The following is a 12,204-nucleotide window of genomic DNA, read 5'->3' as shown; positions in this document are numbered from 1 at the left end:
TGTGCAAGGCCTCAATCCCGACGGGCGGCGGCTGGTGGCGCCGACGCGGGTCAGCGAGACCTCGGGTTTCGAGCGCGGCTCCTGGGCGTTCTACGACGGCCAGCACGCGCTCGCGGCGATGCCGTTTTCGCTGTTGTGCCAGAGCCCGGACGCCTGCCCGGTGGCCGGCGGCGTGTTCAATGGCATCGGCGATTACCTGTCGGACTTCTATGCCACCCGCTGGGCCGCGGCGGTGTATCCGGCGGCGCCGCTGTTCGTCATTTCCCCGAGCCAGCAGCTCAGCATGAGCGTGCCCGCGATCGCCACCATGTCCGGCTACGAGCCGCTCACCCGCCAGACCTTCCTGGCGGTGGTGGATGCGGTGCAGCGGGCGGGGGGCGCGGCCGACCCCGAGGACCGCTCGGGCAGCAAGGGCCCCAGCGTCCTGTGGGTGCGCGACAAGCATCTGCCGGACGCGATGGTCGGCATTCTGCCGGTGATGCTGCCCCTGAACGCGCGCGGCGCCGAGCCCGCCACGCGGCGCAATGTCTACGCGGTGTCGCTGTTGAGCCGCGGCCGCGTCAGCATCTCCGAGCGGGTGCGGAACATGCCGTTGTTCGACCGCTTCTGGCTGGTGCGCCAGGGCGGCGAGGTGCTGCTGGGCGAGGGCGCGCCGCCGGTGATCGCGCAGGGCTTCCATTTCGGCCGCGACGGCCTGCTGCTGCGCATCGCCGACAAGAACAGCCAGTGGACCGGTTACTACCAGCTGGGATATGGCGGCTTCTTTCGCGCCAACATGTGGCTGCCGATCGTGGTCCTGCTGATGCTCGGCCTGGGGCTGGCCGCTGGCAGCGGCTACCTGCTCTGGTACAACCGGCGCGTCATCCATCCGGCCGAGGTCGCCCATCTCGACATGGTCGAAAGCGAGGAGTTCAACCGCACCGTGCTCGACACGGCGCCGGTGGCGCTGTGCGTGCTGTCGCGGCTGGAGGGGCGCATCGTGTTCGGCAACGCGCTGGCGGCGCAGTGGCTGGGCATCGGCGTGGGCGAGCAGCTGCGCGATTCGGCCGAGACCAACAAGCTGCTGCGCCAGGTGCTGGGCGCGTCGGGCCCGGGCACCATCGAGACCTTCCGCACGCATGACGGGCGCACGCTGTTCGTCGCGTTCGCGCCGACCCGCTACAAGAAGCAGGACGTGGTGCTGTGCGCCTTCGCCGACATCAGCGCGCGGGCCGAAATGGAGCAGACGCTGGCGCAGGCCAAGCAGCAGGCCGACCGCGCCAACGAGGCCAAATCGACCTTCCTGGCCACCATGAGCCATGAAATCCGCACGCCCCTGTATGGCGTGCTGGGCACGCTGGAAGTGCTGTCGCTGACGTCACTGAACGCGGCCCAGCGCCGCCACGTCGACCGCATCCAGGATTCGTCGGTGATCCTGCAGCAGCTCATCAGCGACATCCTCGACATCACCAAGATCGAGTCGGGACAGCTGGCGTTGCAGCGCGAGGGTTTCGATCCGCGCGAGCTGGTGCAGAACTGCGTCGCCTCGTACGCCGGGATGGCCGAGCGCAAGGGGCTGGTGATCTACGGCAATATCGACACGGCGACGCCGGCCTGGGTGATGGGCGATGGCGGCCGCATCCGGCAGATCCTCAACAACCTGGTCAACAACGCCATCAAGTTCACCGACTCCGGCCATGTGGTGGTGCGGCTGCGGGCCGAAAGCCCGGGCACGGCGCGCACGCGCCTGCATTTCCAGGTGGTCGACAGCGGCGTCGGCATCCGCGAGGAAGACCAGGCCTGCCTGTTCGAGCCGTTCTACCAGATCGATGGCGGCTCGCACCTGGTGCGCGGCGCGGGCATCGGCCTGTCGATCTGCGCGCGGTTGGCCGCCTTGATGGGAACGTCCATCCACGTGACCAGCGAACCGGGGCTGGGCAGCAGTTTCTCGGTCGCCATCGAGCTGGACCGGGCCGAGCCGCCGCCCGGGCCGTCGCCGCGGCTGCATGGGCTGTGTGTCTACGTGCGCAGCGCGCGCCGGGAGCTGAGCGTGAACCTGTGCGAATGGCTGGTGCACTGGGGCGCGCAGGCGAGCGTGGCGCCGGCCAGCCTGCCACAGGAGGATGCGCGCGAAGACGTGCTGCTGGATGTGCATATCGCCGGAGACGCGGCGGCGCCCACCGATTGGAACGGGCCGGTGGTGTCGGCGGGCGGCCATGACGACGCCGGCACGGCGTTGCATCGCGCCGACCGGCACTACCTGAACAGCATTGGTTTCGCGCTGGAGCGCTGGGCCAGCGGCGATGCCGCCACCGCCGCCAGCGAAGCCGCCACGCAGCACTACGCGCCGTTGAACCTGCGGATCCTGGTGGCCGAGGACAACCCGATCAACCAGGTGACGATGTGCGACCAGCTGCAGCAGCTGGGGTGCGCGGTGACGCTCGCGCCGGACGGGGCCGAGGCGCTGGCGCAATGGAACATCGGGCCGTTCGACGCGGTGCTGACCGACGTCAACATGCCGCGCATGAATGGCTACGAGCTGGCCAGCGCGTTGCGGGCGCAGGGCGTGACGGTGCCCATCATCGGGGTCACGGCCAACGCGCTGAAGGACGAGGAAGCGCGCTGCAAGGCCGCCGGCATGAGCAGCTGGCTGGTCAAGCCGCTCAAGCTGAGCCTGCTGTGGAGCGAGCTGCGCGCGCAGCGCGGCGGGCCTGCTGTCGCGGCGCCGCCGCCGTCCGCATCTGAAGCCGCGAAGGCATCCATCGCCGCCGCGTCCGCCGCTGGCGCGCCGCCGCTCGTCGGCAAGTATCGCGAGGTCTTCCTGCAGACCATGAATGAAGACCTGGCGCGGCTGGAGCGGGCGCTGGCCGCCGGCAACTTGCGCGACCTGAAGGCGGTGCTGCACCGGATGCGCGGCGGGTTCGGCGCGGTCCAGGCGATGGCGCTGTACCAGCAGGCCGAGGCGGCGGAGGCGCGGCTGGGCGTCGGAAAACGGCTGACCGATCCTGCGCGCGGGCAGGTGACGGCGCTGGCCGGCGCGCTGCGCGCGGTGCTGGCGGCGCTGTAGCGGCAAGCGGCAAGGGGTGGCAAAGAGGGGCGCTGCAAAGAGACGCCGAAATGAGACGCCGAAATGAGGCGCGGAAAAGGGGGGTATCGTGCCGCCGTCGCGCTCAGCCCAGCGCGTCCAGCAGGGCGCGCGCCTGCGCCACGACGTCATTGTCGTTGGGGCGGAACACCACCGGCAGCGCCTGCGGCAGGCGGGTGAAGTGCGCCTGGCTGCTGCGGGCGTAGGCCGGGTCGTAGTGGCGGTCGATGAGCTCGCGCGCCAGTTCGGTGCGGCGGCCTTCGTCGACCAGCCGCAGCCAGCCGCCGACGGTGTCGCGGCTGTGCAGCCCGACCAGGCGTTGCAGCTGCGACTTGAAGCCGGCCGGATCGTCGAACAGTTGCGCGTAGTCCTGCTGCAGGAACTGCGCGCGGTCTTCGCGGCTGGCGCTGACGGCAATGCAGGCGCCCTGGTGCAGGGCGGCCAGCAGCGTGTCGGGCAGCGCCACCGCGCCGATCTTGCGGCTCTCGGCCTCGACGAACACGGGCCGGGCCGCGTCCAGCGCGCGCAGCCGCGCCGCCAGTTGCGTGTCGAAGCCCTTCTGCGTCGGTTGCGGCACGCCCGGCCGGGCGCCCAGCAGCGAGCCGCGGTGCGCCGCCAGCGCTTCCAGGTCGAGCGTCTGCGCGCCGGCCTGCGCCAGCGCGTGCAGCAGCCGCGTCTTGCCGCTGCCGGTGGGGCCGGTCAGCACCACGAAGCGCAGCCCGGCGGGCAGGGCGTCCAGGGCCTCGAGGGTGGCGCGGCGATAGGTCTTGTAGCCGCCGTCGAGCTGGCGCGCGCGCCAGCCGATCATGTTGAACATCACCGTCATGGAGCCCGAGCGCTTGCCGCCGCGCCAGCAATACACCAGCGGGCGCCAGCTTTGCGGACGGCCGGCGAAGGTGGTGTCGAGATGGTTGGCGATGTTGCGCGCGGCCAGGGCGGCGCCCAGGCGGGTGGCCTCGAACGGCGCCTGGCGGTACAGCGTGCCGACCCGGGCGCGTTCCTCATTGCTGAACACCGGCGCGTTCAGGGCGCCGGGGATGTGGTCATCGGCATATTCGAGCGGCGTGCGCACGTCGATGATGTCGTCGAAGTCATCGAGCCGGTCCAGGCCGGCCAGCAGGTGTTTCAAGACGGAGCCATCCAGAAAGGGGATGGCGGATTTTCGCATGGCGGCGGGTCGCGGCGGCGCCGGGCGCGCTTCCGGGACTGTCGGAAGGGCCGAGGGCCGGCCGGGCATCCCTGCCCGGCCGGCCCTCGGAGAACGCGGCCGCCGTCGGCGGCGGCGATCAGGCGCTGAAGGTCAGCGCGTTGGTCAGGTCACCCATCGGCTTCTGGCCGCGCGCGGTCATGGCGTCGTCGCGCGCCTTCAGGCCGTCGAGCGTCGGCAGGTCGAACAGGCGGGTGGCCAGGCGCAGGATCGAGCCGGTGTCGTAGATGGTGTGGTCGACAGTGCCCTTCTTGGCGAAGGGCGACACCACCAGCGCGGGAATGCGCGTGCCGGGGCCCCAGCGGTCGCCCTTGGGCGGCGCCACGTGGTCCCACCAGCCGCCGTTCTCGTCCACGGTGATCACGACCACCATGTTGTCCCACTGCGAGCTCTTGCGCAGGCTGTCGACGATGTGGGCGATGTGGCGGTCGCCGGAATCGACGTCGGCGTAGCCCGCGTGCATGTTCAGATTGCCCTGCGGCTTGTAGAACGTCAGCGGGGGCAGCTTGCCGGCTTCGGCATCGGCCAGGAACTTGTTGGTCGACGACAGATCGCCGAGGCCGCCGTCACGCAGGTGCGCGGTGCGCGCGGCGGTGCCGGGACCGGTGCTCTGGAAGTAGTTGAAGGGCTGGTGGTGCGCCTGGAAGTTGGGCGACGAGGGGAAGCCGGTGCTGGCGGTCGAGTCGATCGCCGCCTGCCAGCCGCCCGCGTACCAGGCCCAGTCCAGGCCCTTGGCGGTCATCAGGTCGCCGATGTTGTTGTGCGTCTGCGGCAGCATGAACACCGAGGTCGGATCGGCCTGGGTGGGGTTGGCGGCATCGCGCGAGAACGCGGGCCAGTACGGAGGGCCCATGGTGTTCACGCCGTAGCCGTCCGGCGTCAGGGCGCTGGCGCCGAACTGCGGCGCGCCGGTGAGCGCGCTGGCCGGCGAGGTCGGCTTGGGTTGCAGGTTGGGGTCGGTCGGATCGGCGCTCTGCAGCTGGGCGATCTGGCCGCGCACGTTGATCGAGGCGTTGGCCAGGTCCGGATAGAACGGCGGACGGCCGGCGACCAGGTATTGGTGGTTCAGGAACGAACCGCCGAACGCGCCCTGGAAGAAGTTGTCGCACAGCACGAATTCCTGGGCCAGCTTCCACAGGCGCAGGTTGTAGGCGGAGTCGCTGTAGCGGCCCATGACCAGCGCGCCGGAGTCGGCCCAGGCGACGAAGCGGTCGTTCTTGCCGCCGTTGATCTGCATCTGGTTCTGGTAGAACACGTGCCACAGGTCGCGCGTGACCACGCCTTGCGGCAGCGGCTCGCCTTGCGGGCCGCGCAGGTCGAACGGCGCGTTGGGCAGGTTGTTCATGTAGGGCGCGTTCTCGGCGACCTGGTAGGTGACGTGGTTGGCCTGCTGCGAGGTCGGCACCATGCCGCCCCACACCGGCGGCAGCACCGACAGCGTCGTGCCGTCGCGGTCCTTCTGGGTGTAGTCGGCGGCGGTCAGCGCGGACAGCGGCTTTTCGACGCCGGGGAAGTTGGAGAACAGGTTGTTGAAGCTGCGGTTTTCCGCGAAGATCACGACCAGCGTCTTGACGTTCTTGCGCAGTTGCGTCGTCAGGTCGGGCGCGGGAGCGGGGGCGGGGGTGTTGTCGTCATCGTCGCTGTCGCCATTGGAACAGCCGGCCAGCGCGCCCATGGCGGCGGCGCTGGCGCCGAGCGCGGCGATGCCGGTCAGGAACCCCCGGCGGGTGGCGCGGACGGGAGTATCGGCGTCAGCGTGATCGGCAGCCGTCGACGTCGCGGCAGCCTGCGCGTTCGCGCTCTTTTCTTTTTCAGACATGGTTGTAGACCTTGCGGAGAGGGTGGCGCCCTGTCATGGCGCCACGAGGGTTGCCGGATGACAGCCGGCATTCACGGCGAGTAGCCTAGGTTTGCGACGTTGTATCAATGTGACCATCGGCTGTCGGCAAGCTGTACGCCAGGGAGACTCCCGCAAAATTCCCTTAGACTTGTGCCATGGCTGAAATCCGAGTGAAAGCAATGACCGACCGTTCCGCAGGTGAATCCGCGCGCCAGGCGTCGCCTCGCACCAAGCCGCCCGAGGTCCGCCTGGATGAATTGATGGGCGCGGCGCAGGCGCTGTTCCTGGAAAAAGGGGTCGACGCCACCACCATCAGCGAGATCACCGAAGCGGCGGGCGTGGCCAAGGGCACGTTCTACGTCTACTTCCCGTCCAAGCACGAAATGCTGCAGGCGCTGGCCGAGCGCTACGTGCGCGAATTCGTCGCGCAACTGGAAGGCGCGATCGCGGCTTGCGGGGCGGATGACTGGATCGGGAAGCTGCGCGCATGGGTGCATGCCAACGTCGCGACCTATCTGCGCACCTACCGGGTGCACGACATCGTGTTCACGCACCAGCATCATCACGCGCGCGAAGGGCACACCGGCAACGACGTGGTCAGGCAGCTGCACGGCATCCTGCAGGCCGGGGCCGAGGCCGGCGCCTGGCGCGTGGACAATCCGCGCATGATGTCGCTGTTGATCTACGCCGGCGTGCACTGCGCCACCGACGACGCGATCCTGTCGAAGCTGCCGGACGCCACCGATTTCGCGCGCGGCATTGCCGACGCCTATCTGCGCATGCTCGGCGTGGCCGTGTAGCCGCCGCGGTTTTTCAGGACGGCAGCCACGCCGCGTCGATATCGCCGGCCCGGGCCAGGGCCCGCAACTGCGCCGGCGATCCGGTGGCCACAAGGCGCCCCTCGCGCATCAGCAGCAATCTGTCGGCCACTTGCAACGCGGTGGCGGCGTCCGCCAGGGCGACGACGGCGCGCAGCCCGTGTTCGGCGGCGATGCGCCGCAGCAGCAGCGCGATGTCGGCCTGATGGCGTGGCGCCAGCTTGCGCTCGGGCTCATCCATCAGCAGCGCGTCGGGCTGGCGGATCAGGGCGTGCGCGATCAGCAGGCGCTGGCGCGCCTCGGCATCGAGTTGCTCCACCAGCCCGTCAGCGGCCTGCGCCAGCCCGACCAGCCGCAGGCAGGCGCGGACCGCCTGGATTTCCCGCGTGCCCACCGCCCAGCGGTCGCCTTGCTTGTGCGCCAGCAGCAGGGCTTCGAAGACGCGCAACGACGGCACCGCGGCGGCATGCCGCTCCACCATGATGACGCGGGTGGCGACATCCGCATCCGCCAGATCGCGTGCGATGCGGGACAGCAGGCGCGTCTTGCCCGAGGCGGCGGTCCCCAGCACTACCGTGAGCGCGCCGGCGGGCAGGGGGCCGGGACGCAACGGACCCGCCGGCAGCGGCGCGACGCGTTCGCCGGTGGCGGCCGGAATCGAGGCAAAGGGAGCGATCATGATGGCGGGAGGGGCAGTGGGCGCGCGGGCGGCGTGCGGGGGTGAGAGAACTATAAATAATGACTGACCGCCAGTCAATGAGAATGAGAGCGGTTGCCGATGGCCTTGCCGCCGATGCCGCCGTGAGGCTGAGCGAGTAAACGGCTTGAGCAATGCCCGGCAATCGACTTGCACGGTTTGCGAAACAACGCTATGATTCAAGGCTTGCTTTTTAACGCGCCCGTAGCTCAGCTGGATAGAGTACCTGGCTACGAACCAGGGGGTCGTAGGTTCGAATCCTGCCGGGCGCGCCAACTCATTTGGATGGAATCATCTGATGGGTAAGAAAAATCGGTAAAAAATGCAGGCAATAATGCAGTAGGTGGCGCAATCAAATGCACGGCGAAAATGAGAAGGCCTTTGATCCTGGATCGAAGGCCTTTTTGCTTTTTGCGCAGGTTTTCTTTGGCGGCGTGGTGATTGCGCGGTGATCGGGCTCACTCCATGGTGATGGGATCAGCGCAGGGCATTGGCGCTCGCATCCGCGGTGGCCGGAGCGGCGGTTTCGCGCTTGGCATCGGCGGCGATGTCGTCCTCTTCCAGCCCCCAGTTGCCCACGGTGTACCAGTCGTCGCCCAGCAGTTCGGCCGGATGCATGGTGCGATCCGAGCCGTTGCCACAGGCCAGCTCGTCGGTGGAACAGTAACGGTCGCAGCCCCAGCAGATGCGTTCGGGGTGCTTGGGGTGCAGGGGAAATTTCTTGGCCATGCCGATGTCTCCATGCTCGCTGAATCCAGCGTAACGCCATGGGCGATCGCGGCGATTGATCTGGCGCAAGCCGTGTGGGATGTATCGGGCCCGCCTTCGATTTGCGGACCGTCACGAATCCATGTTATAAACACGCCTCTTTAGCGCGCCCGTAGCTCAGCTGGATAGAGTACCTGGCTACGAACCAGGGGGTCGTAGGTTCGAATCCTGCCGGGCGCGCCACCTCATTCGATAAAGAGAAAGCCCGGCCACGCGCCGGGCTTTTTCATTTTCAGCGCGCCGGTTGTTTTCGGCGTGTCGATGTGTCGGCGGGTCGATGTATCGATATGTCGATATGTCGGCCTGCCCCGCGATGGGGCGACGCCAGGCGTCGACGGCCTATTTCTGGATGTCCTGCCGCTGGCGCTGATAGGTGTCGTAGGACGTGGATGCCGAGCCCATGCAGCGCTGGCGTTCCTGCATGTCGGTGATCCTGCCGCATTCATTGCGTTGCCAGGCCTGGCCGGTGTCGTAGGCCTGCCGCGACGTGCAGGCGGAGGTGAGCGTGGCGGCGGCCACGCAGGCGAGCATCATGGTGTAGCGCATGCGGTTCTCCCGAGGATGCGCTGAGTGTACATTCGCTTATTTGCACAGACGCCATGAGCCGCATCGAGATCAGACTTGCCTGCGAGGGCGACGCCGCGCGCGTTGCGCCGCTGTTTGACGCCTATCGCCAGTTCTACGCGCAGCCGGCCGATCCGGCGGCCGCGCTGGCCTTCGTGCAGGCGCGGTTGGCGCGCAAGGAGTCGGTGATCCTGCTGGCCGAGGACGCCGACGGCGTCGCGCTGGGTTTCTGCCAGCTCTATCCGTCGTTCTGCTCGGTGATCGCCGCGCCCATCTACGTGCTGTACGACCTGTTCGTGGCGCCGCGGGCGCGCAAGAGCGGCGCCGGCCGCGCCTTGCTGCGGCAGGCCGAGGCGCATGCCCGCGCCGGCGGCTACGCCCGCATGGATCTGACCACCGCCAGGACCAACCTGCCGGCGCAGGCCCTGTACGAATCCCTGGGCTGGGAACAGGATCAGGTGTTCCTCACCTACAACCGCCATCTGGCGGCGCAGGCGGAGTAGGGCCGGCCTTGCCGGCCATGGGGCGCGCGCCTTACCAGACGCGATACACGCGGCCGGTCTGCGCGCCTTCGACGCTGCGGCTGTAGGCCAGCGCCACGCGTTGGGCGGGCGCGGCCTCGAAGCCCAGGAAGTAGGGGCCGTAGCCTTCCCACGATTCCTGCAGCACGGTCGGGCTGACCGAGTTGATGCGTGCGCCTTGCAGTTCCACCGCCGCGCCGCGCACGAAACCATCGATCGCCGAGTTGACGGCCGAGGCGTTGGCGCCGAAGCGGATCGGCTCGTCGCTGACGATGCCGCTGGTCAGCGTGATCGAGCCGCCCTGGTTCAGGTAGTGCTGGCCGATCAGCGCCAGGTCGACCTGGCCCAGCAGCTTGTCGTGCAGGCCGATCTTGAACTGTTCGGCGGTCATCTCGGCCAACGGGCCGAAGTGCAGCGCGCCGGCGGTGGAGACGATGGCGTCGACCTTGCCGATGCGTTCGAACAGGCCGCGGATGCTGTCGCTGCGCGTGATGTCGACCTGGTACTGGCCCTGGGTCTTGCCGACGGCGATGATCTCGTGGCGCTGGCCCAGTTCGTGGGCGACGGCGCGGCCGATGGTGCCGCTGGCGCCGATAAGTGCGATTTTCATGGGAACTCCTGGATTTGATGTGGGGCGCGGCATGGACGCCAGCGCATGAAGGCATTCTGCGATGTCCATTCCTGTGGAAAAATCCGGGAATGGTTGGAACACTTCATACCCAGGGTGCGTAATTCATGGATCGTCTGCTCAGCATGGAGATCTTCGTGGCGGTGGTCGAGTTGGGCAGCCTGACGGCGGCGGCCACGCGCCACGAGATGTCCGCGGCCATGGCGGCCAAGCACATCAAGGGCCTGGAGGCGCGGCTGGGACTGCGGCTGATGAACCGCACCACGCGGCGCCAGAGCCTGACCGAGGCGGGCCAGGCGTACTACGCGCGCTGCAAGGAGATCCTGGCCGACATCCGCGACGCGGAGCAGGGCGCCGAGGCGCTGCGGGTGGCGCCGCGCGGCAATCTGCGGATCACGTCGACGGTGTCGTTCGGGTCGTTCGCCTTGGCGCCGGCGATCGCCGACTACCTGGATCGTTATCCGGACGTCAGCGTCGAGCTGGCCTTGAGCGATGCGGTCGAGGATCTGGTGGCGTCGCGCTACGACCTGGCGGTGCGCATCGGCGAGCCGCGCGATTCCGGCCTGGTGGCGCGCGCCATCGGCCGCTACCAGATGATCATTTGCGCCGCGCCGGCCTACCTGGCGCGCCACGGCACGCCCGAGACGCCGGCCGATCTGGCGCGGCACCAGTGCCTGGATTTCTCGTACTGGAGCCGCCGCACCGGCTGGCGGCTGGCCGATGGCGAGGGCGCGCAGGCCGACTATCCGCCGACCAGCCGCTTCGTCTCGAACAACGGCCAGGCGCTCAGGCAGGCGGCGCTGGCCGGCTTCGGCATCGTGCTGCAGCCCGAGCTGCTGCTTGCCGACGACGTGCGCGCCGGCAAGCTGACACCGATCCTGCAGCCGTACTGGCCGGACGCGCGGCCGGTCTCGCTGCTGTACCCGAAGGACAGGCAAGCGTTGCCCAAGCTCACGACGTTCGTGGAGTTCGTCGTGGCGCGGTTCACGGGGAAAGGCGGGCGGCGCTGAGCGGCTTCAGCCGCGTCGTCGGTCCACCGCCGTCAGGCACAGGCCGGTCTTGAGGAGCTGGTAGACCTGGCCGCCGAGCCAGGCGACTTTTTCGCCCGAGCTGGTGCGGCAGACGCAATGCGCCTTGGGGTCGAAGCGGGAAGTGCCGAGCGCGGAGTAGGCGTCGGGATCCGACACGAAGCGTTCGATGCGATACAACGTGCCGTCGGGGGCCGTGGCCAGTACGTCAGTCAAGCGTCTTGCGGTTCCGAGCATTTCAGGTACCTCCCCATGCGCGGCCATTCTTACGCGGCGCCAAAGTTGCTCGAACATCTCCATCGGTCAGGCCAATGCGGCCTGCGTCAATGGAAATGCCCTCCTAACGATGAATCATCGAGCTGGTCGGGCGTGACACCCAGCGCGGCCGAGATGCGGTCCAGAATGATCTGGCGCGGTCGCGGACGCGGCCTTTCCAACTCGATGTAGATGGAGTGATCCACTCCCAGGCGGGCAGCCATGTCAGCGGTGCTGATGTTCAGGTGCTCGCGCCAGGCGCGTATCAGGCTCCAATCGTTGCCGGTTTTTAGTCTAGCTACAGCTGATGGTACGACGTTTTGCTGCACTGCATGCGATTCGCTCGCCGCAGCGGGACGGCAGGCATCGCGCACGGTGTTGCGGGCCTTGGCGTGCTTGCGTGCCTCGGCCGTGGGCGGCGCGGCGCCGGGTTCGGCGGTGAAGATGATCCCACCGTTGACCTGGCGGTACAGATTATCGCCGATCCAGGCCAGGGCTTCACCATTGTCGAGCATGCATTCGCAATCCAGGTGGTAGTTGCTGGGAATGCTCTCGAGTTTGGCAATGGTTTCCGTGGTCGTGGCGTGTCGCACCACGCGGTGTAGCACACCGTCGGGCGAGCGCACGAACACGTCGGGAAGTCTCCAGGAAAACGGAATGATGATCTCCATGCCTGCAATGGTTCGCTACCACTGTATCCCTCTGCGTGCGCGATGGAATTTGGGGTTTCCCCTGCATCGCGGACGTTTGTCCATGGTAGTCCCGATCCACTCAAAACATCTTCACAAATCTTCACGCGGCAGCCGGCTTTGGG

Annotated in this window: 12 protein-coding genes and 2 tRNA genes; 6 read left to right on the top strand and 8 right to left on the bottom strand. The window is 68.1% G+C overall.

Annotated elements, in window-relative coordinates; all coding sequences use genetic code 11:
- On the top strand, nt 1-3,046 hold a 3,046-nt coding region (locus AOZ49_RS02520; protein ID WP_082380281.1), incomplete at its 5' end, for a hybrid sensor histidine kinase/response regulator.
- A gap of 103 nt (nt 3,047-3,149) precedes the next feature.
- Here the strand turns inward: AOZ49_RS02520 and mnmH are convergent.
- Together mnmH and acpA are read right to left on the bottom strand one after the other, a co-directional pair.
- A complete protein-coding gene (gene mnmH / locus AOZ49_RS02515; protein ID WP_054431498.1) occupies nt 3,150-4,193 on the bottom strand; it encodes a tRNA 2-selenouridine(34) synthase MnmH in 1,044 nt (347 codons plus the stop codon).
- A gap of 157 nt (nt 4,194-4,350) precedes the next feature.
- On the bottom strand, nt 4,351-6,090 hold the full coding sequence (gene acpA, locus AOZ49_RS02510; RefSeq protein ID WP_054431497.1) for an acid phosphatase: 1,740 nt from the start codon (nt 6,088-6,090) through the stop codon (nt 4,351-4,353).
- A 200-nt stretch (nt 6,091-6,290) separates the two neighbouring features.
- Here acpA and AOZ49_RS02505 point away from each other — a divergent pair, with 200 nt between their 5' ends.
- Entirely contained in the window at nt 6,291-6,911 is a 621-nt protein-coding gene (locus AOZ49_RS02505; protein WP_054474225.1) for a TetR/AcrR family transcriptional regulator, read from the top strand.
- A gap of 13 nt (nt 6,912-6,924) precedes the next feature.
- Here the strand turns inward: AOZ49_RS02505 and AOZ49_RS02500 are convergent, their stop codons facing one another.
- Nucleotides 6,925-7,608, bottom strand: a complete 684-nt coding sequence (locus AOZ49_RS02500) for an ATP-binding cassette domain-containing protein (RefSeq protein ID WP_054474224.1) — start codon at nt 7,606-7,608, stop codon at nt 6,925-6,927.
- 216 nt (nt 7,609-7,824) lie between these two features.
- Here AOZ49_RS02500 and AOZ49_RS02495 point away from each other — a divergent pair.
- A tRNA-Arg gene (locus AOZ49_RS02495) sits at nt 7,825-7,901 on the top strand.
- A gap of 202 nt (nt 7,902-8,103) precedes the next feature.
- Here the strand turns inward: AOZ49_RS02495 and AOZ49_RS02490 are convergent.
- Nucleotides 8,104-8,355 carry a DUF3079 domain-containing protein gene (locus AOZ49_RS02490; protein WP_054474223.1) on the bottom strand — a complete coding sequence of 84 codons (252 nt, stop codon included), beginning with the start codon at nt 8,353-8,355 and terminating at the stop codon, nt 8,104-8,106.
- A gap of 145 nt (nt 8,356-8,500) precedes the next feature.
- On the opposite strand from AOZ49_RS02490, the gene AOZ49_RS02485 reads away from it, so the two are divergent.
- A tRNA-Arg gene (locus AOZ49_RS02485) sits at nt 8,501-8,577 on the top strand.
- Between the two features lie 156 nt (nt 8,578-8,733).
- Here AOZ49_RS02485 and AOZ49_RS02480 read toward each other — a convergent pair.
- Complete coding sequence (locus tag AOZ49_RS02480; RefSeq protein WP_054431493.1) at nt 8,734-8,940, bottom strand: hypothetical protein; 207 nt, start codon at nt 8,938-8,940, stop codon at nt 8,734-8,736.
- 53 nt (nt 8,941-8,993) lie between these two features.
- Between AOZ49_RS02480 and AOZ49_RS02475 the strand changes: the two genes are divergently transcribed.
- Nucleotides 8,994-9,461, top strand: coding sequence for a GNAT family N-acetyltransferase (locus AOZ49_RS02475; RefSeq protein ID WP_054474222.1), 468 nt, complete (start codon nt 8,994-8,996; stop codon nt 9,459-9,461).
- 31 nt (nt 9,462-9,492) lie between these two features.
- On the opposite strand, the gene AOZ49_RS02470 is transcribed toward AOZ49_RS02475, so the two are convergent.
- Nucleotides 9,493-10,089 (bottom strand): short chain dehydrogenase, encoded by a 597-nt coding sequence (locus AOZ49_RS02470; RefSeq protein WP_054474221.1) that lies wholly within the window; start codon nt 10,087-10,089, stop codon nt 9,493-9,495.
- Between the two features lie 125 nt (nt 10,090-10,214).
- Between AOZ49_RS02470 and AOZ49_RS02465 the strand changes: the two genes are divergently transcribed.
- A complete protein-coding gene (locus AOZ49_RS02465) occupies nt 10,215-11,117 on the top strand; it encodes a LysR family transcriptional regulator (protein ID WP_054431490.1) in 903 nt (300 codons plus the stop codon).
- A gap of 6 nt (nt 11,118-11,123) precedes the next feature.
- Here the strand turns inward: AOZ49_RS02465 and AOZ49_RS02460 are convergent, their stop codons facing one another.
- Both AOZ49_RS02460 and AOZ49_RS02455 read right to left on the bottom strand, forming a co-directional pair.
- A complete protein-coding gene (locus tag AOZ49_RS02460) occupies nt 11,124-11,351 on the bottom strand; it encodes a hypothetical protein (RefSeq protein ID WP_006390337.1) in 228 nt (75 codons plus the stop codon).
- Nucleotides 11,352-11,458: 107 nt separating this feature from the next.
- The gene (locus AOZ49_RS02455) at nt 11,459-12,061 is read right to left on the bottom strand and encodes a helix-turn-helix domain-containing protein (RefSeq protein ID WP_054474220.1); all 603 of its coding nucleotides are present in this window, start codon (nt 12,059-12,061) and stop codon (nt 11,459-11,461) included.
- Between the last annotated feature and the right edge of the window lie 143 nt (nt 12,062-12,204).

This window comes from Achromobacter sp. 2789STDY5608615 (genome assembly GCF_001298995.1).
In the GTDB taxonomy this organism is placed as follows: Bacteria; Pseudomonadota; Gammaproteobacteria; order Burkholderiales; family Burkholderiaceae_B; genus Achromobacter; species Achromobacter insuavis.
Note: the sequence above shows the minus strand (reverse complement) of the source record. Positions and strands in the feature narration are given on the sequence as shown.